At 61.1% G+C, this 21,409-nt stretch carries 18 protein-coding genes and 2 tRNA genes; 8 read left to right on the forward strand and 12 right to left on the reverse strand.

The genetic code is table 11. The annotated features are described in order from the left end of the window. The first annotated feature begins 67 nt into the window (after positions 1-67). Positions 68-141, forward strand: a tRNA-Met gene (locus tag HMPREF2605_RS02055). A 1-nt stretch (position 142) separates the two neighbouring features. After that, positions 143-214 (forward strand) — tRNA-Thr (locus HMPREF2605_RS02060). A 172-nt stretch (positions 215-386) separates the two neighbouring features. Here the strand turns inward: HMPREF2605_RS02060 and HMPREF2605_RS02065 are convergent. Then, positions 387-1,388, reverse strand: coding sequence for an LLM class flavin-dependent oxidoreductase (locus HMPREF2605_RS02065; RefSeq protein WP_049353812.1), 1,002 nt, complete (start codon positions 1,386-1,388; stop codon positions 387-389). 208 nt (positions 1,389-1,596) lie between these two features. Here HMPREF2605_RS02065 and HMPREF2605_RS02070 point away from each other — a divergent pair, with 208 nt between their 5' ends. The 3 genes from HMPREF2605_RS02070 (at position 1,597) to HMPREF2605_RS02080 (ending at position 3,852) form a co-directional block, all read left to right on the forward strand. After that, positions 1,597-2,049, forward strand: coding sequence for a MaoC family dehydratase N-terminal domain-containing protein (locus HMPREF2605_RS02070; protein WP_005504824.1), 453 nt, complete (start codon positions 1,597-1,599; stop codon positions 2,047-2,049). Beyond that, entirely contained in the window at positions 2,049-2,510 is a 462-nt protein-coding gene (locus HMPREF2605_RS02075; RefSeq protein ID WP_049353811.1) for a MaoC family dehydratase, read from the forward strand. Before HMPREF2605_RS02070 ends, HMPREF2605_RS02075 begins: the two co-directional genes overlap by 1 nt. 235 nt (positions 2,511-2,745) lie before the next feature. Next, positions 2,746-3,852: a UDP-N-acetylmuramate dehydrogenase gene (locus HMPREF2605_RS02080; RefSeq protein ID WP_070846798.1), complete on the forward strand. Its 1,107-nt coding sequence runs from the start codon at positions 2,746-2,748 to the stop codon at positions 3,850-3,852. A gap of 103 nt (positions 3,853-3,955) precedes the next feature. Here HMPREF2605_RS02080 and HMPREF2605_RS02085 read toward each other — a convergent pair whose 3' ends face one another. After that, positions 3,956-4,927 (reverse strand): histidine kinase, encoded by a 972-nt coding sequence (locus HMPREF2605_RS02085; protein ID WP_070846799.1) that lies wholly within the window; start codon positions 4,925-4,927, stop codon positions 3,956-3,958. 132 nt (positions 4,928-5,059) lie between these two features. Beyond that, positions 5,060-6,487 (reverse strand): MFS transporter, encoded by a 1,428-nt coding sequence (locus HMPREF2605_RS02090; RefSeq protein ID WP_049353809.1) that lies wholly within the window; start codon positions 6,485-6,487, stop codon positions 5,060-5,062. A gap of 309 nt (positions 6,488-6,796) precedes the next feature. Here HMPREF2605_RS02090 and HMPREF2605_RS02095 point away from each other — a divergent pair, with 309 nt between their 5' ends. Further along, complete coding sequence (locus HMPREF2605_RS02095; RefSeq protein WP_239663377.1) at positions 6,797-7,093, forward strand: PGPGW domain-containing protein; 297 nt, start codon at positions 6,797-6,799, stop codon at positions 7,091-7,093. Positions 7,094-7,218: 125 nt separating this feature from the next. On the opposite strand, the gene asd is transcribed toward HMPREF2605_RS02095, so the two are convergent. The 7 genes from asd to HMPREF2605_RS02130 form a co-directional block, all read right to left on the reverse strand. Next, a complete protein-coding gene (gene asd / locus HMPREF2605_RS02100) occupies positions 7,219-8,358 on the reverse strand; it encodes an aspartate-semialdehyde dehydrogenase (RefSeq protein ID WP_070846800.1) in 1,140 nt (379 codons plus the stop codon). A gap of 220 nt (positions 8,359-8,578) precedes the next feature. Next, a complete protein-coding gene (locus HMPREF2605_RS02105) occupies positions 8,579-9,232 on the reverse strand; it encodes a dihydrofolate reductase (protein ID WP_070846801.1) in 654 nt (217 codons plus the stop codon). 24 nt (positions 9,233-9,256) lie between these two features. Then, positions 9,257-10,138 (reverse strand): thymidylate synthase, encoded by an 882-nt coding sequence (locus tag HMPREF2605_RS02110; protein WP_070846802.1) that lies wholly within the window; start codon positions 10,136-10,138, stop codon positions 9,257-9,259. 157 nt (positions 10,139-10,295) lie between these two features. Then, the gene (locus tag HMPREF2605_RS02115) at positions 10,296-11,303 is read right to left on the reverse strand and encodes an NUDIX hydrolase (protein ID WP_070846803.1); all 1,008 of its coding nucleotides are present in this window, start codon (positions 11,301-11,303) and stop codon (positions 10,296-10,298) included. A gap of 251 nt (positions 11,304-11,554) precedes the next feature. Continuing rightward, positions 11,555-13,828 (reverse strand): RNA degradosome polyphosphate kinase, encoded by a 2,274-nt coding sequence (locus HMPREF2605_RS02120; RefSeq protein WP_083324836.1) that lies wholly within the window; start codon positions 13,826-13,828, stop codon positions 11,555-11,557. A gap of 65 nt (positions 13,829-13,893) precedes the next feature. Then, a complete protein-coding gene (gene mshD, locus HMPREF2605_RS02125; protein WP_083324837.1) occupies positions 13,894-14,958 on the reverse strand; it encodes a mycothiol synthase in 1,065 nt (354 codons plus the stop codon). Positions 14,959-15,137: 179 nt separating this feature from the next. Next, positions 15,138-15,815 (reverse strand): winged helix-turn-helix transcriptional regulator, encoded by a 678-nt coding sequence (locus tag HMPREF2605_RS02130; RefSeq protein WP_080974862.1) that lies wholly within the window; start codon positions 15,813-15,815, stop codon positions 15,138-15,140. Positions 15,816-16,453: 638 nt separating this feature from the next. Between HMPREF2605_RS02130 and HMPREF2605_RS02135 the strand changes: the two genes are divergently transcribed. Together HMPREF2605_RS02135 and HMPREF2605_RS02140 are read left to right on the forward strand one after the other, a co-directional pair. Next, positions 16,454-17,143, forward strand: a complete 690-nt coding sequence (locus tag HMPREF2605_RS02135; RefSeq protein ID WP_049347335.1) for a nitrobindin family protein — start codon at positions 16,454-16,456, stop codon at positions 17,141-17,143. Positions 17,144-17,208: 65 nt separating this feature from the next. Next, entirely contained in the window at positions 17,209-18,444 is a 1,236-nt protein-coding gene (locus HMPREF2605_RS02140; RefSeq protein ID WP_070846804.1) for a CAF17-like 4Fe-4S cluster assembly/insertion protein YgfZ, read from the forward strand. A gap of 132 nt (positions 18,445-18,576) precedes the next feature. On the opposite strand, the gene HMPREF2605_RS02145 is transcribed toward HMPREF2605_RS02140, so the two are convergent. Continuing rightward, positions 18,577-19,608, reverse strand: a complete 1,032-nt coding sequence (locus tag HMPREF2605_RS02145; RefSeq protein ID WP_005504866.1) for a 6-phosphofructokinase — start codon at positions 19,606-19,608, stop codon at positions 18,577-18,579. Between the two features lie 473 nt (positions 19,609-20,081). Beyond that, positions 20,082-21,284 (reverse strand): pyridoxal phosphate-dependent aminotransferase, encoded by a 1,203-nt coding sequence (locus tag HMPREF2605_RS02150; protein ID WP_049341095.1) that lies wholly within the window; start codon positions 21,282-21,284, stop codon positions 20,082-20,084. Positions 21,285-21,409 lie beyond the last annotated feature (125 nt).

A 21,409-nucleotide genomic window follows, 5' to 3' on the forward strand; every position in this document is an offset into this window, starting at 1 on the left:
GGTCCCGGGATCGATTCCCGGTCGGGGCTCTCTCATTAATTCATGCGAGAGCACGTATTAATGATGTGGCGGTGTAGCTCAGCTGGTTAGAGCGCACGACTCATAATCGTGAGGTCGACGGATCGAGCCCGTCCACCGCTACGCCCCGATAGCTCAGTGGTAGAGCGCCATCTTGGTAAGATGGAGGTCCCGGGATCGATTCCCGGTCGGGGCTCAGATAAGCCTGTCTCTTCGGAGGCAGGCTTTTTTGTTTTCCAATTTTGTCTGCCTATTTTCTTTGCTTGAGGCCCGGTCTGCATGCGCTCAGCGCACGGCTCGATACCGGGCATAGCGAAGCCCCCGAGAAAAATACTCGGGGGCTTCGTCTTTATGCTCTGATCAAAGCGTTAGGAGGCGCGGCGTACCACCGGCAGCTGGGACAGTAGCTCGTAGGAGCGCAGGCGGTCCTCATGCTCCCACGCCTCGGTCATGACAATGAGCTCGTCAGCGCCCGTGCGCGCCACCAGGTCCTCAATACGAGCCTGCGCGGTCGCGGGGGAACCTACGATTGCTTCGGCGGTCATGCGTTCAATGTGCATCTTCTCCGCGTCGGTCCAGACGGCGTCCATATCTTCCACGGGAGGTGCGAAAGACAGATTGCCGCGCACCACGCCCAGGAAATGCTGCTGCTGGCTCGTGTACAGGTAGCGTGCCCGCTCGTCGGTATCAGCGAGCATTGCGGTGGCACCCACCATGACGTAGGGCTGTTCCAGGTGCTCCGAGGGCTTGAAGTTTGCGCGGTAGGTGTCTACCGCCTCCTGCAGCATTGCGGGCGCAAAATGCGAAGCGAACGCGTAGGGCAGACCCAGCTGTGCGGCAAGCTGCGCACCGAACAGGGAAGAACCCAGAATGTACAGGGGCACCTTCGAGCCCTGGCCGGGAATGGCGTGCACGCGGTGCATGGGGGAGGGCTCACCCAGGAAGCGCTGCAGCTGCTGCACCTCGGCGGGGAAGCTCATGGCGGCAGAATCGTCGCGGCGCAGAGCGGCGGCGGTCATCGGGTCGGTGCCGGGCGCACGACCCACACCCAGGTCAATACGACCGGGGTGGAATGCGTTGAGGGTACCGAACTGCTCCGCCACCACGTAGGGTGCATGGTTGGGGAGCATAATGCCGCCCGAACCCACGCGAATACGCTCGGTTGCGGCGGCAATCTCCGCCATGACCACGACGGTCGCCGAAGATAGCAGGGAACCGGCATTGTGGTGCTCGGCGACCCAGAAACGCTCGTAGCCGAAGGACTCAGCCGCGCGGGCGGCATCGATGGTGTTGAGCATAGTCTGGTGCTGACGCTGATCGGGTCGATGCGGCATCAGGTCAAGCACCGAAATTTTTACGTTGGAAGACACAATTTTTCCTTCTTGATTGATTGCGGGTACCCGTCCAGCCTACGCCTGCTTGGGCTGGATGGGTAGGGGCCTTCGCTAGCAGGTAAAAATGCGACGAAATACTGCACGCCTGCACGCTGGTTGCCTGCACGCCGGTTACCTGTACAGTGGTCTGTCCACTCTGTGCGCCCAAGCTGAACACTGTGCACAAGAGCGGTAGACTGAAACCATGAGCATTAACCCTGAGATTGTGGGCAGGGTCTACCCGTCCGAGAACACCTACGTTGTCGGCCGCGAAAAGATCCGCGAATTTGCCCGAGCAGTTCACGCAGAAAACCCCCTCCACCACGACGTTGAGGCAGCCCGCGCGGCAGGGTACGCAGATGTGATTGCCCCGCCGACCTTCGCCATTATCCTGGCGCAGGCAGCCGACGCGGCACTCATCAATGACGATTCCGCCGGTATTGATTTCTCCCGCGTGGTGCACGCCGACCAGCGCTTCACCCACCACCGCCCCATCGTTGCCGGTGATGAACTGCGCACCGAAGTTCACGTGGACTCCGTGCGTGTCATGGGTGCCGGAGCTATGCTGACCACCCGCGAAGAAATCGTTGACGCGCAGGGCGAGCCGGTCACCACCTGCATTTCTTCCCTGCTGGTTCGTGCTGAGGAGGAGAACTAATGGTGCGTTTTGAAGATCTTGAAAAGGGCCAGGAAATCGGTTCGCGTACCGTGGAGCTCTCCCGCGCTTCGCTGGTGCGTTACGCTGGCGCATCCGGTGACTTCAACCCGATTCACTGGAATGAGCGTTTTGCCCAGTCGGTGGGCCTATCCGGCGTGATTGCTCACGGCATGCTGACCATGGGTACCGCCGTGCAGCTCGTGAGCGACTGGGTAGGCGACCCCGGTGCGATTGTGGACTATCAGACTCGCTTCACCAAGCCCGTTCCCGTGGCGGATGCGCCCGGCGGTGAAAACCCCGATACCCCCACGAACGCCCTGACTATTAGCGGTAAGGTGGGTGCTCTGAATGAGGAGGAGCGCACCGCCCGCATTGACCTGACCGTCACCGCGCGTGACGAGGAGGGCAAGGAGCAGAAGGTTCTGATGAAGAGCCAGGCTGTGGTTCGTCTTTCGGCGTAGTCTCTCGGCATAGAGTTTCTGCGCTCGCAGATAGCTGTGTGAAAGCCCCGACGCTACCCGATGCGGTGGTGCCGGGGCTTTTGCGTGCTCGCCGAGGTTGTGTGCTTACCGGCGGAGTGGTGGCGTTTTTCTGAGAAAGGTGCGGCGGAAAATGAAGGCAAAATCACCATAAGGTTTTCGTGACTTTAACGCGTGGTGGGTGTCGACCCCGCACAACGACCGGTATTCTTAACCTATGACTGAAAAGCTGTTGAGCGAACTGACCACCGCCCAGGTAGGCGGCCCCGCTAAGACCTACGTCCGCGCCACCTCCGAAGCAGAAATTATCGAAGCAGTCTCCGCTGCAGACGCCTCAGGCGAACCCGTCCTCATCGTGGGCGGCGGCTCCAACCTGCTGGTTTCCGACGAAGGCTTCAACGGAACCGTCGTGCACATCGCCTCCGAAGGAGTAGAGGTTCTGCCCATCCCCGCATGCGGCGGCGCAAACGTGCGCGTACAGGCGGGCACCATCTGGGATGACTTCGTCAAGCTCAGCATCGAGAACGAATGGGTCGGCCCCGCGGCCCTCTCCGGCATTCCCGGTACCGTGGGCGCGACCCCCGTGCAGAACGTCGGCGCCTACGGCGTGGAGGTGGGCGAGTTCATCGCCTCCGTACGCACCTGGGACCGTGAAAAGAACACTCGGAAGACCTTCGCGAGCGCAGACCTGCGCTTCGGCTACCGCGACTCGGTGCTCAAGCGCGCAACTGTCAACGGCTCGCCCCGCTACGTGGTGCTGACTGTTGATTTCCAGTTCACCCTCGGCAACCTCTCTTCCCCGATTCGCTACGCCGAGCTGGCGAAGAGCCTGGGTGTTGAGCCCGGCGAGCGCGCCGAATCCGCTCTGGTGCGCGAGAAGGTGCTTCAGCTGCGCGGCTCCAAAGGCATGGTACTCAACCCCGAGGATCGTGACACCTTCTCGACCGGTTCTTTCTTTACCAACCCGATTGTGCCCCGCTCGACCTTGGAGTCCCTGCCCGAGGGCGCCCCGAACTTCCCGGTGGTTGTGAAGACTTCCCCGTTCACCGCCGGTGTCGAGGACCCGGACCGTGTGAAGCTTTCGGCTGCATGGCTGATTCAGCACGCAGGCTTCGATAAGGGCTTCGGCCTGGAGGGTGAGTCCCGCGAGATCGCCCAGGGCCGCGCGAGCCTGTCCACCAAGCACACCCTGGCGATTACGAACCGCGGCGGCGCATCCGCTGAGGACATCTTCGCTATTGCCCGCGCTGTGCGTGACGGCGTGCGTGAACGTTTTGGCGTGACCCTGGTTCCTGAGCCTGTCGTGGTCAACGGCGAAATCTAAATGCTAAACTTCTCGTCTCTCGTAGCGCGAGGGCGCATAGAATAAACGCTTCGGGCGGTCTCTGATGAAGAGACCGCCCGAAGCGTTTTATCCACCCGCTGAGCTAGTGGCGAGGGGAAGAGACGCGCGCCTGCCCCGGCAGGTAGGGCCTGCGCTTGGGCGCTGTGCGCGTTGCAGCCAGCGGAGCGGCGGGCAGGTGCTCCATCAGTACCTGAACCGCCAGCGGAAGCTTCTGCGGCGGGCAGGGGGCGTGGAAAATCGGCTTGTGACGCGTGGGTCGGTAGGGGTAGTATTCCGCGTCCTCGCTGTGTGACCAGACAAGGTTGCCGAACTCGCCGGGAACGGGGGAAAGCACATTAGCGTAGTAGGCGCGCGTCTGCAGGTCGACACGCTCGGAGGCGCCAGTAGTGGTGCCGGTGGATACGCCGCTGGGCACACGATCCTGTTCGATGATGAGGGCGCGGACCATGCCGCCTACGGTGCTAATCGCGTTTACGTGTAGGGCGAGCAGATCCCCGTCCTTGTGGTCGACCTGTACCTGCCCGTCCGCGAGGATTTGGGTGCCCATTGTGATGCTGCTGGCGATTCCTTCGCAGAGGGCACGGATGAGCGCCATGCGTGCAGGGTAGAGGTCTGCGATATCCCAGCCGATGAGGGCGGGCGTGGCGGAATTGCCTGCGTATTCCTCGCAGGATTCGTAGGCTGCGACGTCCACGTAGCCGCGGGCGATGGGCTCGCGGTCGTAGGGGCGGCCGTCGCGCTGCTCCCAGAAGCTGAGGGCGGTTGCGGTGAAGACAGCCTGACCGTCGCGTACGGCGACGCTGAGCGTAAAGTCCTGTAGGTAGCCATTTTTGGTGCGCGGGCGCAGGGTGATTGCGCGGGTGTATTCGTTGAATTCCTCGGGCCAGTCCAGGTAGTAGCTCATTTTTGCCCCGTCGCCACGGTGCACGGTGAGTTCGCCCGGCAGTAGCATGGCTTCGGGCACGCCGCCGGCACGTTCGGTGGCGTAGTGTTCGCTCACGGGCCAGGGGCTGAACTCTGTGCGGTAGGGGCTGGAGAGGAAGGAATCGAGCATAGAACGTATCCTCTCATAGTTTGAGGTTGTGGCGCATGGATAGGGGGCTTAAATGACAAATGAGCTGTCCCTTCTGGTTGCTCGGAAAAAGCGTTCAGGAGGGACAGCCCATCATGTAGGCTAGGCGGCTCGTTAGAGGGATTCGCCGCGGCGTTCAGGCAACAGGAACACGGTGGTTGCCGCTACCAGGAACGCGGTGGAGAAGAGCGTAAAGAGCAGCGGGGTTCCACCGAATGCGATCAGCGGCGGCACAATGAGCGGCGCCGCGATGGAGGCGATACGACCAATGCCGGCGGCGGCACCGGTGCCGGTTCCGCGCAGGTGGGTCGGGAAGATTTCCGGGCTCAGGGCGTAGAGGGCACCCCACGCGCCGAGGTTGAAGAAGGAGAGCATGCAACCGGCGAGGATAATGAATACCTCGGAGTGCGCCATGCCGTAGCCAGCCGCTGCGAGGGCGGAGCCGAGCAGGAAGGTCGCCAGGGTTGCGCGTCGGCCCCACTTTTCGATGAGGTAGGCGGCGACCGCGTAGCCGGGCAGCTGGGCGAGGGTCATGATGAGCGTGAACGCGAAGGACTTCACGAGGCTGAAGCCCTGGGCGTTCAGCAGCGCCGGAATCCAGATGAATGCGCCGTAGTAGGAGAGGTTGATGCAGAACCAGATGACGCACAGGGCGATGGTCTTGCGGCGCTGACCGGCAGCCCAGATGGAGTGAATCTTCGCGGATTCTGCGTTGTCGGCACTTTCTGCGGCACCGTGTGCGGAAGCGTCTTCGGTCTGCTTCTTACCGGTTCGGGAGAAGAGCGCGGGGGAGGCCTCGAAACGTTCGACCACCTGTCGTGCCTGATCGTGCTTGCCGACCGACTCCAGGAAGCGCACCGACTCGGGGGTTCCCATACGGATTACGAGCGAGTAGATGGCGGGGATCAGACCGATGGCAAGCGCCCAACGCCAGCCATTAGCCTGCGGAACGACGAAGGTACCGATGAGCGCGGCGAGGATCCAGCCCAGAGCCCAGAAAGCCTCCAGGGCGACCACGACGCGCCCGCGAATAGCACGCGGCGAGAACTCAGAAATCAGGGTGGACGCCACGGGAAGTTCCGCGCCCAGACCCAGACCAACCAGGAAACGGAAGACGAGCAGCACACCCAGGGAGGTTGCCAGGGCGGATGCGCCGGTCGCCAGACCGTAAATCAGCAGGGTGAGGGCGAAGATGTAGCGGCGGCCGAGCTTATCGGCGAGTAGGCCGCCGAAGGTTGCACCGAGCGCCATGCCGGCGAATCCGATGGATCCGAGCCAGGAGGCTTCGGTGGGGCTGAGCTGCCATTCCTTGATGAGTGCCGCCATGACGAAGGAGATGAGGCCAACGTCCATGGCGTCCAGCGCCCAGCCGAGACCCGAGATGCCCAGGAGCTTGCCGTGGGCGCGGGTGAAGGGCAGGTTTTCGAGGCGTTCGTTGAGGGTCGGTGCGGCGTTGCGTTCAGCAGCGGGTGCAGAGGTACCAGCGGGTGCAACAGCGTTGGTGCGGGATGAGTCCGTTGATACGGGACGAGGGGAGGACACGGTAGTGGGTCGCTTCCTTAGTGTTTAGGCACAAGTGCCGGGTGAATTGTTCCCTTACAGTGTATAAAGGTACTTTCGACTTGAACACTATTGAAACGAAAAAATTTTGAAGATGACGGAAAAATCTCAACATGAAGAAATCTTTCACAGCACCCATTCAGCGGTAGGTGCTATTCTCTAACCACCGCCGCCCGGTGAAACTCGCCTACGGCACGTTTGGAAGGACCACCCCTGAAAACTATTGAAGATGAAGTCAAAGAAAGCGAGACCAGCCGCTTTCACCGCTGGCTCGAAGCCCGCAAGGAACGTATGCACGCGCATCCGGTCATGCGTCATCTCTACAAGCCCCTCGTCATCGGCGTGGGCGCCTTCTGCTTTATCGCCGGACTGATTATGCTCGTCACCCCCGGCCCCGGCTGGCTGTTCATCTTCATCGGCCTGGGCATTTGGGGTACCGAATTCACCTGGGCACGCCGCGCCAATGTCTTCATGAAGCACGTGGTGCTCACCGCCTGGTACCGCTACCGCGCCTGGCGACAGCAGCGTAAGGAACGCAAAGCCGCACGTAAGGCAGAACGCAAAGCCGTCGCCGCAAACCAGCGCTAAACCAGCTCACGCTAATCCGGCCAGTGCTAATCCGGTTCGCGCAAGCTATAGACAGACGCAAAAAGCCCTCGCTCCCATCCGATAAGAATGGTAGCGAGGGCTTTCTTATAGCTTGTCAGTGAGCTTTAGAGCTTGCCAACAGCAATCTGAAGCATGCGGCGAATCGGCTCAGCAGCACCCCAGAGCAGCTGGTCACCCACGGTGAACGCGCTAATGTACTCGGGGCCCATTGCAAGCTTACGCACGCGACCAACCGGAATTTCCAGAGAACCGGAAGCAGCCACGGGGGTCAGCTGCTCCATGGAAGCCTCACGCTCGTTCGGCACGAAGCGAACCCAGGGGTTGTCCTCAGCGATGATGCGCTCAATCTCCTCGAGCGGCAGGTCCTTCTTAAGCTTGATGGTCAGCGCCTGAGAGTGCGAGCGCATCGCAGCGATACGGACGCACAGACCGTCCATGGTGATCTTGTCATCTTCGGAGCGGCCCAGGATCTTGTTGGTCTCAACCTCAGCCTTCCACTCTTCGCGGGACTGGCCGTTACCCAGATCCGAGTCGATCCAGGGAATCAGGGAGCCGGCGAGCGGCACACCGAACTGGGAGGAATCCAGCTCACCGGAGCGCTGCTTAGCAAGAATCTTGCGGTCGATGTCCAGAATTGCGGATGCGGGGTCGTTCAGCTCCTCGGAGACCTCGTTGCCCAGGTCGCGGAACTGTGCGAGCACCTCGCGCATGTGGCGGGCACCGCCGCCGGATGCAGCCTGGTAGGTCATGGAGGTAGCCCACTCGACCAGGTCGTTCTTGAAGAGGCCGCCCAGGCCCATCAGCAGGCAGGAGACGGTGCAGTTACCGCCGACGAAGTCCTTCACGCCGGATGCCAGGCCGCGGTCGATGACGTCGCGGTTAATGGGGTCCAGCACGATGATGGAGTCATCGTTCATACGCAGGGTGGAAGCGGCATCAATCCACAGGCCGTCCCAGCCGGCTGCACGCAGCTTCGGGTGCACAGCCTCGGTGTAGCCACCGCCCTGAGCGGTCACAATAATCGAGTGCTTACGCAGCTCATCAATGTCGTATGCGTCCTTCAGTTCGGACGACTCAATTACGCCGTCGAAGGTGGGCGCAGCGCCACCAACATTAGAGGTAGTGAAGAAGACGGGGGTAATGCCCTCGAAGTCGCCTTCCTCAACCATGCGCTTCATGAGGACGGAGCCCACCATGCCGCGCCAGCCAACAAAACCTACAGAGTCACCGGGATTAAAGTTCATGGTTCCCAGTGTACTCTTAGGCTGGCGGGTGCGGACTAACACCGTACAAAAAATTTGATATTCGGAACGGTACATTCTGCGCAGGCGCTAGGCTCGGTACCAGGTACTGCACCGGGTACTGTATCGGGGCGCGTTAAAGCGTTCAAGCCCGCGGCACTCCGGATGGAGCAGCCGCAGGCTTGAACTGTCAGTTTGGGGTTTTATCTATGGGAGGCGCTCTTTAGGAGAGACGTTCCAGGCGCTGGAACGAGAAGTACATGGGGTTCTTCGTGCCCGACTCATCGAGCAGGTAACCCTTCTCGCTATTCTCCCAGGCGCTCTCGGAGGTGACCCGCCAGCACCCGTTCGGGGAGCTGCCCTCGCAGTTACCCGCAGAATTTGCAAGCTGCAGTTCGGGCGCTCGCGTATCGCCGGTAATCTCGTTGCCCTCCTGGCAGTAGAAGAGGGTCCGCTCCACCGTCTCCACCCGACCGAAGGCGGGCAGGTCGGTGCGGGAGAGCGCCTCCGCGTACACGGAGCCGCCACCAATAATCCAAGCATCAACCGCGGCGGTATCTGCGGGGGTAGCTTCGACCGGCGCGCCCGCGGCGTCACGAGCCGCGTACAGTGCCGCATCCAGTGAAGGAACCCACAGGGCGCCGTCGCGTTCTTCTGCCTCGGTGACCGAACGGCTAATCACGATATTCATACGGCCCGGCAGGGGGCGGAAACGCGGCGGGAAGGACTCCCACGTGCGGCGACCCATAATCACCGGGGCACCCAGCGTCACCTTCTTGAAGTGCGCCAAATCCTCCGGCGCGTACCAGGGCATATCCCCGTTACGACCAATGATGCCGGCATCGGTTTGAGCCCAAATAGCGCCCAGACGAAACATCATGCCTCCTAGAACTACCTGCAGTTAGACCGCAATCGGGGCGGCAATACCAGGGTGGTGCTTGTAATCCACCAGCTCAAAGTCTTCATACTCGTAATCAAAAATAGAAGGCTTCTTCGTCTTAATAACCAGCTTCGGGTAGGGGTACGGTTCGCGCGGCGGGTAGGGGTTACCCTCCGGGTCGGTGCCGTAGCCCAGCTGCTTCTTCACCTGCTCCAGGTGGTTCGAGTAGATGTGGCAGTCGCCGCCGGTCCAGATGAACTCGCCCGGTACCATACCGACCTCTTCGGCAATCAGGTAGGTCAGCAATGCATACGAGGCGATGTTGAAGGGCACGCCCAGGAACATATCGGCACTACGCTGGTACAGCTGGCAGGACAGCTCCTTCACACCGTCGGCGCGTTCGTGCACGTAGAACTGGAACAGCGCGTGGCAGGGCGGAAGCGCCATGCTATCCACCTCGGCGGGGTTCCACGCCGAAACAATGTGGCGACGAGAGCTCGGATTATTCTTCAGTGACTCAATGACCTTCGCAATCTGGTCAATCGTGCCGCCATCGGGGGTCGGCCACGAACGCCACTGCACGCCGTACACCGGACCCAAATCGCCGTTCTCATCAGCCCACTCATCCCAAATGGTCACGCCGCGCTCCTGCAACCAACGCACATTCGACGAACCGCGCAGGAACCACAGCAGCTCAATAGCAACCGACTTGAAGTGCACACGCTTGGTGGTAATCAGCGGGAACGACTCACGCAGATCAAAACGCATCTGACGGCCGAAAACACCGAAGGTGCCGGTGCCGGTACGGTCGGAACGCTGCGCATCCGCCGCAATGGCGTCCTTGTTCTCCTCGAGGATTTCGCGCAGAAGATCTTCATAGGGCGTGGGGATTGCGTGAGTCATAAGAAAAACCTTGAATCCTGTCAGTAGACGTGAGAGGCGGCAAAGAAGCAACCGCCCCTCTATTGTAAAACCCGCAAACGGGGTGCAGGTAGAGCAAACGCGCTGAGCATAAAGCCCAGCGCGCTCGCTATGAAAAGATAAAAATCTAGCCTAGAACCTAGTCCAGAGCCGCGCGTACACGCTCCACCGAGACAATACGCGGATCATCGCCCTCGGTCACCTGCAGGACCAGGGCATCGCCGGGCTCCAGGTACGGGTCCTCGGTCGGAAGTATCTCCGCGGAACCCTCAAACAGGTACTCGCGCAGAACATCCATCACCTGCGGCAGTACCGGGCGGTGGGTGCACAGCAGGGACGAAGAATCCTTATCGAACAGCGAAGCCACCACGCGGGCAGTACGCGCCGGGTGACGCTGAGCCCCAGCCTCCGACAGGGACTTCTTCTCCTTTACCGAAACACCGTAATCCACCGAATACGGGGTCACGGTCTGAACGCAACGCAGCCACGGGGAAGAAATAATGCGGCTCGGAGCCCACGCCGCAAAGAGACGGCTAGAAGCCAACGCCTGGCGCTTGCCGGTAGCCGCAAGCGGGCGGTCATCCTCAGCGGCAGCCCAGTTCGAACGCGGCTTAGCCTTCGCGTGGCGGGCAATCAGCACCGGGCGGGTGCGCAGCACGTCCGCCTCCGCGAGAGCCTCCAGGGACTCCAGAGGAGCCAGGTCGTCCTCGTTGGTCAGCAGGGCGCGAGCAACCTCGGTGGATACCCAGCGCAGCTCATCCACTTCACCCTCATCCGCCAGGGCGCGGGCACCCTCGGGAAGCTCAGCGGACCAGTAGAAAACATCCTTAGGGCGGCCACCCACCGGGTAGGAAGTCACCGCCAGGGGCACACCCAGAACAACCTGCAGGCCGACCTCTTCGCGAATCTCACGAATAGCAGTCTCAGCTAGGGACTCGCCGGGATCCTGCTTGCCCTTAGGCCAGGACCAGTCATCATAACGGGGGCGGTGAATGATCAGGACCTCAAGCGCACCGTCGCGCATGCGCCAAATCAGTGCGCCAGAAGCAACAATATCCGCAGTGTTTGCGGGGGAACGGTCAATGCTGTTGACCGCGTCAAAACGTCGTGCCGAGTAGTAGATGGAGGGGGAATCCAGCGGTGCCATATCTCTCTCTGAACCTCTTCGCTAGGCTTGCGCACAATGCCAGAGGGCACCATGCTCCGTGTCTAATTGTAGGCGAGAGAACGGTCAAGTTGTAATCTCAACGTAACCTGTTGTTCACTTTTGCGCTAAGTGCACTAGTCCACCGCACGTTTTTACACGACACGCGGAAAACCCCGCCTGCCCCACGCCATAAAGCGCGAGAACAGACGGGGTTCACGACCAGAAATCACCGCTAGGTCAGCGGCACAGCCTTAGACCTTATCGACCACGTTCTTACGGGAACGCGAGCTCAGGTAGTAGGACTGCACATCCTGCAGCGGGTTACCCTGATCATCGGTGTCGTGGCGGGTCCAGTTACCCTCAGAATCCAGGTGCCAAGTACGCGAAGAATCACTCATGTAGATGGTGAACATGTCACGCAGGTACTTCACGTGGCGCGGATCCTTCACCGGCACCAGAGCCTCAATACGGCGGTCCAGGTTACGGTGCATCATATCGGCAGAACCAATGTAGACGATCGGATCGCCACCGTTCTCAAAGGCAAACACGCGCGAGTGCTCCAAGAAACGACCCAGCACCGAACGGACGCGAATATTCTCGCTCAGGCCCTTAACACCCGGGCGCAGAGCACAAATACCGCGAACCACCACATCCACCGGCACGCCAGCCTGCGAAGCACGGTACAGCGAATCGATGACGGCTTCATCCACCATGGAGTTGCACTTGATCTGAATCTTTGCCGGGCGGCCCGCCTTGTGGTTCTCAATCTCCTGGTCGATGCACTCAATCAGGCCGCTACGCAGAGTACGCGGCGCCACCAGCAGCGACTGGTAATTGGTCTTCGGGGCGTAACCGGACAGCTGGTTGAACAGGCGGGAGACGTCCTCACAAATCTGCTCATCACAGGTAATCAGACCCAAATCCTCGTAGAAACGAGCGGTCGACGGGTGGTAGTTACCGGTACCAATGTGCGCGTAACGGCGCAGATGGTTACCCTCGCGGCGCACCACCAGCGACAGCTTGCAGTGAGTCTTCAGACCCACGATGCCGTACACCACGTGCACGCCGGCGCGCTCCAGCTTACGAGCCCAGGAGATGTTGGCTTCCTCATCAAAACGAGCCTTAATCTCGACCAGCGCCACAACCTGCTTGCCAGCCTCAGCCGCCTCAATCAGCGCATCCACGATGGGGGAATCGCCACTGGTGCGGTACAGGGTCTGCTTAATCGCCTGAACACGCGGGTCAGCGGCTGCCTGAGCCAGGAACGCCTGCACACTGGTCGCAAAGGAATCGTACGGGTGGTGCAGCAGCACGTCGTGGTCGCGGGCGGCAGCGAAAACGTCCGCAGCCTTCGCGGTCTCGGTGGCGTTGAGCCAGCGGGAGGTGTGCGCAATGTGCTTGGGGTAGTGCAGAGCCGGGCGGTTCGCGCGAACAATCGCACTCATGCCGCGCAAATCCAACGGAGCCGGCAGGCGGTACACCTCGGACTCGTCAATGTTCAGCTCAGAAATCAGCAGATCCAGGATGGTCGGGTTGATGGTGTCCTCAACCTCCAGGCGGACCGGAGGACCGAAACGACGGCGCAGAAGCTCCTTCTCCAGGGCCTTCAGCAGGTTCTCTGCATCGTCCTCTTCCACCTCAAGATCCTCGTTACGGGTCACGCGGAAGACGTGGTGCTCCACGACCTCCATGCCCGGGAAGAGGGCGTCCAGATGCTCAGCAATGATGTCTTCGAGCGCAATGTAGCGGCTCTCGCGGCCCGCAGTATTAGCGGCGCGGGAACCATCCACAGAGACCATGCGGTCCAGCTGATCGGGCACCTTCACGCGGGCGAACAGCTCCTTGCCGGTCTGCGGGTTACGTACCAGCACCGCAAGGTTCAGCGACAGACCCGAAATGTAGGGGAAGGGGTGCGCCGGGTCAACCGCCAGCGGGGTCAGAATCGGGAAGATGTCCTGCATGAACTCCTGACGCAGGCGCTGCTTAGCGTCCGCATCCAAGTCGTCCCAACCGACAATGCGGATGTTCTGCTCCTCCAGAGCAGGCAGAACCTGGTTGTGGAACACATCGGCGTGGCGCTCCTGCAGCTTATGGGCACGCTCAGCAATCTCTTCCATCTGCTCCTCGGGGCTCAGACCGGCAGCCGAAGGCACCGCCAGACCGGTCGCAATGCGGCGCTTCAGACCCGCCACACGCACCATGAAGAACTCGTCCAGGTTGGACGCCACAATCGACAGGAAGTTCAGACGCTCCAGCAGGAACAGGTTCGGGTCCTCCGCGAGCTCCAACACGCGGGTGTTGAAGTCCAGCCAGCTGCTCTCACGGTCGAAGAAACGCTCCGGGCCGAACTCCTCTTCCAGACTGAAGTAGGAGCGCTTCTCGCCCTTCTCAATGCGGTCGCCGCGGGACTCGGCACGCTCAATCTTCGAAATATCGTGGCCGATATGAATGACACCGGTCATGGGTGCCGGCTCAGACGGCTTAGGCTTAGGCGCCTTATTCAGGCCATTGGGGGCGGGTACCATACTGTACTTGCCTTTCTGCTCGGGGATAAGTCGTGAAGAGGCACGCCAACTGTGGCGCACCAAAACTAGGCGGCAGGCTCAGCCTGCTGGGCGGGGGCGTACATGCGGTCAACCGTCGCCACACCGAAACCCAACGAAGTGTAGAGGGAGTATGCGGCGGTGTTATCGGCATCCACGTACAGGTCGATGGCGCGCAGCGGCTCACCGTTCTCATCCTCCGCACAAGCCAGGTACGCCAGCGCGCGCAGGGTGAGGGTTCGGCCCAGGCCGCCTCCCTGAGCCTGCGGGTTCACACCCACCACATAGATCTCGCCGGAGGGGGACAGCTCGCCCTGCTCCTGACCGGTCGGAATCTTCGTCCAGGTGAATGCCGCAATGGCGGAGTCATCATCCACCTCGGAGGCGATGAAGAAACCCTCAGGACGGAACCAGGGGGAGCCGGTGCGCTCGCGCAAATCGGCAAGGGTGAGCTTGCCCTGCTCCGGGTGATGCGCAAAAGCTGCGGCATTCACGCGCAACCAGGGGAACTCGTCCGCGCCGGTGAAGGTGCGCATCCGCAGGTTCTCCGGCAGAGTGCGCGCGTCAGAGCGTTCCACGAGCTCTTCGCGGGTCTGAGCGTCCAGGGGCAGAACCATCTTGTACAGCACGCGCACCGGCTCGAAGCCGTGCAGGGTAGCGAACGCGTGGGCGGGGCTTTCAATGCCGGTGTCGGTGGCGCTGCCGTGAACCCAGAGTCGGTATCGTACGGCGTCTTCACCCAGCTGACGGACGGCGTGGTCGAAGAATGCGCTGCCGGCGCCTCGTCCGCGGTATTCGGGGGCGACGGCTGCCTCAATTACACCGGTATCTTCGTCGTTTGCCGGGGTGAGCGCCACGAAGACGGCGGCGAGGGTGCCGTTATCCTCGGCGACAAAGAAACGCGGAGGAATGAGGGTGCTTTCGCGCAATGCCTTGCTCAGCTCAACGCGGGTCTGCTCAGAGAACGCCGAGACGCCGTCATGGCGGGCAACCTTCTGCGCAAAGGAATCGAATCGTTCCAACAGCTCTTCGGTGAGCTGCGGTTCCGCGTAGACAAGGGAGCTTTCAGCGGGCAGGGTGGAGGGATTGGGTGTCTGACTGTGTACCATCATCGCCTTCTTTCGTAGCCTTCTGATTCAACTCTACCGGGGATAGTTGCTCTTTGAAGAGTTTGTTCTTCGTCCTGGACGAATATGACAAGAACCGGAACATTTACACATTCTGGTACTCGGCTCAGCGGCGAGGCTACTTCATAACGGGTACACCAAAACAGGGGTTGGAACCCCAAAATTTAGCGGGTGCTGTTGAAGGAATAGCCCACGTTACGCACGGTCGAAATCATCTGCTCGTATTCGGTACCGAGCTTGGAACGCAGACGACGCACGTGCACGTCCACGGTGCGGGTGCCGCCGTAGTAGGAGTCGTAACCCCACACCTCGGAGAGTAGCTGGGCGCGGGAGAAGACGCGGCCGGGGTGCTGAGCCATGAACTTGAGCAGTTCAAACTCTTTGAAGGTCAGATTCAGAGCGGTGCCGGAGAGGTGCGCCGAGTACGCCTGGGTGTCAATGACGAGGTTGCCCGCGCGCACGATGCGCTCTTCGGAGTTCTCTTCTTCTGCGGCTGCGTCGCTCTTGATGGCGAGGCGCAGGCGCGCATCCATTTCGGAGGGGGACGCCTGGTCAGAAACAATATCGTCAACCTGCCAGGAGGCTGCAACCGCCGCCATACCGCCTTCATTCAGAAGTGCGATGAGCGGCAACTGTACGCCGGCGGCGCGCAATAGCTGGGCGCATTGGCGGGCTTTGACGAGTGCGGTGCGGGCGTCGACCATGAGCAGGTCGAAAGCTTCAGATTCGAGGGTGGTGTGGGCAGTGTCGAGGGGGAAGACGTGTACCTTGTGGCTGAGGAGGCTCAGCGAGGGGATCATATCCTGCGCGGCGGTATCGCTCATAAGCGCAATACGGTACACAATCTCTCCTTTCCTGCATATTTCCCGTGTAAAACTTTTGGCTCTTTCTAGTGTACTCGCCCGGCTGTGATGCAGCTGTGGGAGCCGGCGCAGGCGGGGCACAAATATCGTATTCCGGACTGTTCATATAGCCTTTTCAACCGATGACTACAGGGGTTCTGGCATGCTGGTGCGGAACCGGGGTCTTGCCCGGCGCTAGGCAGGTCTTGCATCCGGGAAGCGGCTTGGGTGTCCACTATGTTTCAGCCGTTGATTCTGCGCCCTTTCGGGGTGGGACTGTGGTAGGTTTAAGGCATGGAAAACAATCTTATGGCTCTTGAAGCTCTCTTCATGTCGCTGATGGCTATTATCTCCGTGTGCATCGGTATCGGTGCATTCGCAGTGTTGCGTGGCCTCTTCAGCGGCCAGAAGTAGTCTTCCCGCACAGAGCAGAAGCATCGCCCACACAGGGCTTTAGGCGGTCGTACGGTTCGTACCGCCTCGCCAATGACAGCGTGAACCCCCACCCGGTCCCCTCCGGTTGGGGGTTTTCTTTATGCTGCCTGCCGTACCGTTTACTCTGCAGACGGCGGCGCTACCCCGTGCCGTGAGCGAACGAACAGGCTACCGTTGTACGCACGGGTACTAAAATGGAAGGTATGGCTATTGAAATCCCTACCAACCTAACCCCTGAACTTGTTCCCTTCGCATGGCTGCTCGGCACCTGGGAAGGCACCGGAACCATGTGGTACGAAGGCCAGGAAAACACCCCCTTCGGCCAGATTATTACTTTTGAGCAGGATGGTCTGCCCTTCATCGAATACCGCGCTGAGTCTTTCCTGCTCGATGACGAGGGTCAGAAGCTGCGCCCCATCACCGTTGAAACCGGTTTCTGGCAGATCGACCGCCCCCTGACCGACGCTGACGGCGGCTTCGGTATTGTCCCCAAGGACGTTGTTCCCGCCTTCGCTGACGCGGCAAGCGTAGAGACTCTCCGCAATGCCGACGACGGATTCTCTCTGCTGGCGACCATTGCGCACCCCGGCGGTATTAGCGAAAACTACGTGGGCATGGTCAAGGGCCCGGTCATTCGCATGCAGACCGGCAACCTGCTACGCGATGATATTTCCCACGACTACGCCGGCTCCGTGCGCCTGTGGGGCCTGGTCAACGGCAACCTCATGTGGGACTGGGAGGTCGCAGACGCCGAGGGTAAGCTGCACAAGCACGCCTCCGCTGAACTGCGCAAGACCTCGTCGATGACCGGCGACTCCTTGGGCACCTCGATGTTCGGTTCCCTGGACGGCGAAGAGCCCACCGGCGAGCCCGGCTCCGAGCCCACCGCCTAATAAATTACTTATGTCTGCCCCGCTGAATGGCGGGGCAGACTCTTTGCGTGAAAGGTGCACCTTCCGTGACTGATTCTTCGCTTGAAGCCCCTCAGGCTGAGGCACCCCAGCCCGATGCCGCCCGCCCCGCGAGCCCCCTGCTGGGCCTGCACGGCGCTTTTGCAACCTCCGGTCTGGATGCTGGCGTTGCCGCGCACTACGGCAACCCCATGCTGGAGCAGCGCGCCCTCAGCTTTGACCGCTCCGCCGGTGCGGAGGAACCGCTGGTGCTGGTGGACCGCTCCTCCATGGGCGTGGTGCGTGTTGCGGGTCCGGATCGTCAGACCTGGCTGACCTCCATCGCCTCGCAGATTCTGACCGGCATGACCGCCGGGGAGAGCCGCGAGTTCCTGCTGCTTTCGCCCCAGGGACGCGTGGAGTACGCCCCGGCAGCTATCGAAGACGGCGAGGCGCTCTGGCTGATCGTGGAGGGCGACCAAGCTCAGCCGCTGACCGATTACCTGAACCGCATGAAGTTCATGATGCGCGTTGAGGTGCAGAACCTCAGCGACGAGTACGCCGTGCTGGAGAGCGCCCGCAACCCGATTCTGCAGGACGGTTCGGTGCATCCGGCGCTCGCTGAGTGCAAGCCGCTGGTGTGGGAGGACCCTTGGCACACTCCGGCACCGGGTAGCTACCGCTACGACGAGGCGGGTGACGCCCACCCCGGCGCGGACTACGTGCGTTTCTTGAGCATTGTGCCGCGCTCTGTCCTGCCGGCCCTGGCTGAATCTGCGGATGCGCGTTTTGCGGGCCTGTGGGCTGCGGAGGCTCTGCGTATTGAGGCGTGGCGCCCTCGCTACGGCACTGAAGCTGACGATAAGACCATTCCGCAGGAGCTGGATTACACCCGCACCGCGGTGCATTTCGATAAGGGCTGCTACAAGGGTCAGGAGACGGTGGCTCGCGTGCATAACCTGGGTCGCCCGCCGCGCCGCCTGGTGTTCTTGGATATTGACGGTTCGGAGCACACCCTGCCCGCGGTAGGTAGTGAGTTGTTCGTGGAGGGCAAGTCCCGCCCGGTCGGTCGTATTACCTCGGTGGCGTTGCATTATGAGGCGGGCCCGATTGCGCTGGCTGTGATTAAGCGTGGCGTTGATCCGCAGGCGCCTTTGCGTGCGGTTGATGGCGGCGACTTCCAGCCGGATGGTTCGCCGGCGCCGGCGACCGAGTATGCGGTGGCTCAGACGACGGTGGTTTCGCCGGAGTCCGGTGAGGTGGCGCGTCGTTCTTTGGCTGGTCAGGACTTCCTGAAGCGTTAGGCGCTTCCCAGCCAAAAACCGCCTGAACTAGAAAATACCTCAGATAAGACCGCGGAGGCGGGCACCCGTTACGAGTGCCCGCCTCCGCGGTCTTAGTATGTGTGCTCAGCGGTCTTGCTGAGCCTGCGGGGTTTAGCGGCCGAAGAGGACGGCTGCTTCTTCCCAGCGTTCCTGAGGTACAGACTTCAGACCGTCCAGTGCCTCTTCGAGGGGTACGTACTTGATTTCGGTGCCCTGAACGGAGACCATCTTGCCCCACTGCTTCTGAGCGACCATGTCGACTGCGCCCATGCCCAGGCGGGTTGCGAGCACGCGGTCGTAGCCGGTGGGTGCGCCACCGCGCTGGATGTGGCCCAGGATGGTGTTACGGGTTTCGACGCCGGTCATCTTCTCGATCTCGTGGGTGATGTACTCACCGATGCCACCGAGGCGGGGACGACCGTCCTTTTCGGTACCCTTGTTTGCCATGACGTCGTCGAAGCCTTCGGGGATGAAGCCTTCAGCAACAACAACCAGGGGAGAGCGGCCGCGGTCGTGTACTTCCTTGACCCATTCAGCAACCTGCTCCATGGAGACCTTGACCTCGGGAATCAGGATTGCGTGTGCGCCTGCTGCCATACCGGAGTGCAGTGCGATCCAGCCGACGTGGCGGCCCATGACCTCTGCAACCATGCAGCGGTGGTGCGATTCACCGGTGGTGCGGATGCGGTCCATTGCCTCGGTTGCGATGGACACTGCGGTGTCGAAGCCGAAGGTGTAGTCGGTTGCGCGCAGATCGTTGTCAATGGTCTTGGGGACACCGATGACGGGCAGGCCTGCGTCTGCCAGGCGCTTTGCGCCTGCGAGGGTGCCTTCACCGCCGATAGCAACGATTGCGTCGATGCCGTGGCGTTCCATCATGATTTCGATGTTTTCGGGGCCACCGTTGGGGCCGTCGAAGGGGTTGGTGCGGGAGGTACCGATGATGGTGCCGCCCTGGGCTGCCAGGCCGCGGACCTTCTGACGGGGCAGGTCCATGTAGTCGCCTTCAACGACGCCGCGCCAGCCATCACGGAAGCCGACGAACTCGTAGCCGTACTTCTTGACGCCGTTGAGGACAGCGCCGCGGATGACAGCGTTCAGGCCGGGGCAGTCGCCGCCGGAAGTAAGCAGACCGATCTTCATAGTTGGCTCCTAATGTCTGCGCGTTTTAGGTGTTGTGCGCGCGCGTGTATATAACTATGACCTCCACGAATTCGGCACGCGAATGTTCGCCGGTCGGGAGGTCGTTCTCTTGGTCTCTATTTTAGCGATGTTTGGGTTGTGTGGGTAGTGGTGGAAAGCCGTGGGAACGCCGGTTTTGGTGCTGAAAAGTTCAGGTTTTTGAAACCTGTATGTTTGGGTTTGAAACACAAATAGCCGCCCTTTCCCACCTATGGCACCGAAGAGGCGAATGAGGCTTCCTCACATCTGTAAAGATGCGGGAAGCCTCATTCGTTTTAAAAATATTTTTAAATATTTGTGGGATTCTCCGTTTTTAGGACAAAAAACGGTCAATAGTCCTGTGATTGATCGTTTCGCACCGGTTTATCCCACGTCTGAACCGCTTCCCACGGGGTGAGTTGCAGGTTCAGCAGGCGCGCTCAGAGGGGGCGGAACTAGTCGCGTGCCTGACCGAGGAACTTCTGCAGGCGTGCCAGGCCCTCCGCCAGGTCCTCGTCGCTCAGGGCGTAGGAGAGGCGCAGGTAGCCGCTGGGACCGAATGCCTCGCCGGGAACTACGGCGACCTCAGCCTTTTCGAGGATGAGCTCAGCCAGCTCTGCGGTGGTCTGCGGGCGTACGCCTTCAATTTCCTTGCCGAGCAGTTCGCGTACGTCCGGGTAGGCGTAGAACGCGCCGGTGGGTACGGGGCAGTGCACGCCTTCAATAGCGTTCAGGCCATCTACGATGGTGCGGCGGCGGCGGTCGAAGGCTGCGTGCATGATTTCCACGTCGTCCTGCGGGCCGGTCAGCGCGGCGAGGGCTGCGCGCTGGGCGATGTTGTTGACGTTGGAGGTCATGTGGGACTGCAGGTTGGAGGCTGCGGCGATGACGTCGCGCGGGCCAATCATCCAGCCCACGCGCCAGCCGGTCATGGCGTAGGTCTTTGCCACGCCGTTGAGGATGACGCACAGGTCAGCGAGCTCGGGTACTGCCTTCAGGATAGAGACTGCCTGAACACCGTCATAGGTGAGGTGCTCGTAGATTTCGTCGGTCAGAACGAAGATGCCCTTGGCAAGTGCCCATTCGCCGATGGCGCGGGTTTCTTCTTCGGTGTAGACGGCACCGGTCGGGTTGGAGGGGGAGACGAAGATGAGCGCCTTGGTGGCGGGGGTGTAGGCCGCTTCGAGCTGCTCGACGGTGACCTTGTAGTGCTGGTCGCTACCGGCGAAAACCTCGATAGGGTTACCGCCAGCCAGGCGAATGCACTCGGGGTAGGTGGTCCAGTAGGGTGCGGGCAGCAGGACGTCGTCGCCTTCGTCAATGACGGTTGCGAATGCCTGGTAGACCGCCTGCTTGCCGCCGTTGGTGATGACAACCTGGGAGGGGTCAATCTCTACGCCGGAGTCGCGCAGGGTCTTTTCCGCGATTGCCTTCTTCAGCTCGGGAAGACCGGAGGCGGGGGAGTAGCGGAAGTTCTTGGGGTCGTTGAGCGCTTCGCGTGCGGCGTCCACAATGTGCGCGGGGGTGGGGAAGTCCGGTTCGCCTGCGCCGAAACCGATGACGGGGCGTCCCTGAGCCTTGAGTGCTTTTGCCTTTGCGTCGACGGCAAGGGTTGCGGAGGGTGCGATGGCACCGATGCGGCTTGAAATACGCGCCATGGGGCTCTCTTCTCTTTCTTCTTGTGCGCTGCCGGCGTGAAGTCGACAAGGAAATAGGTGATGGGAATGCACGTGTGGGACCAATCCGCGCGTGATGGGCGCGGGTGTGTGCGGCGTTCCTTGTA

It is taken from the genome of Rothia sp. HMSC065C03, assembly GCF_001837295.1.
Classification (GTDB): domain Bacteria; phylum Actinomycetota; class Actinomycetes; order Actinomycetales; family Micrococcaceae; genus Rothia.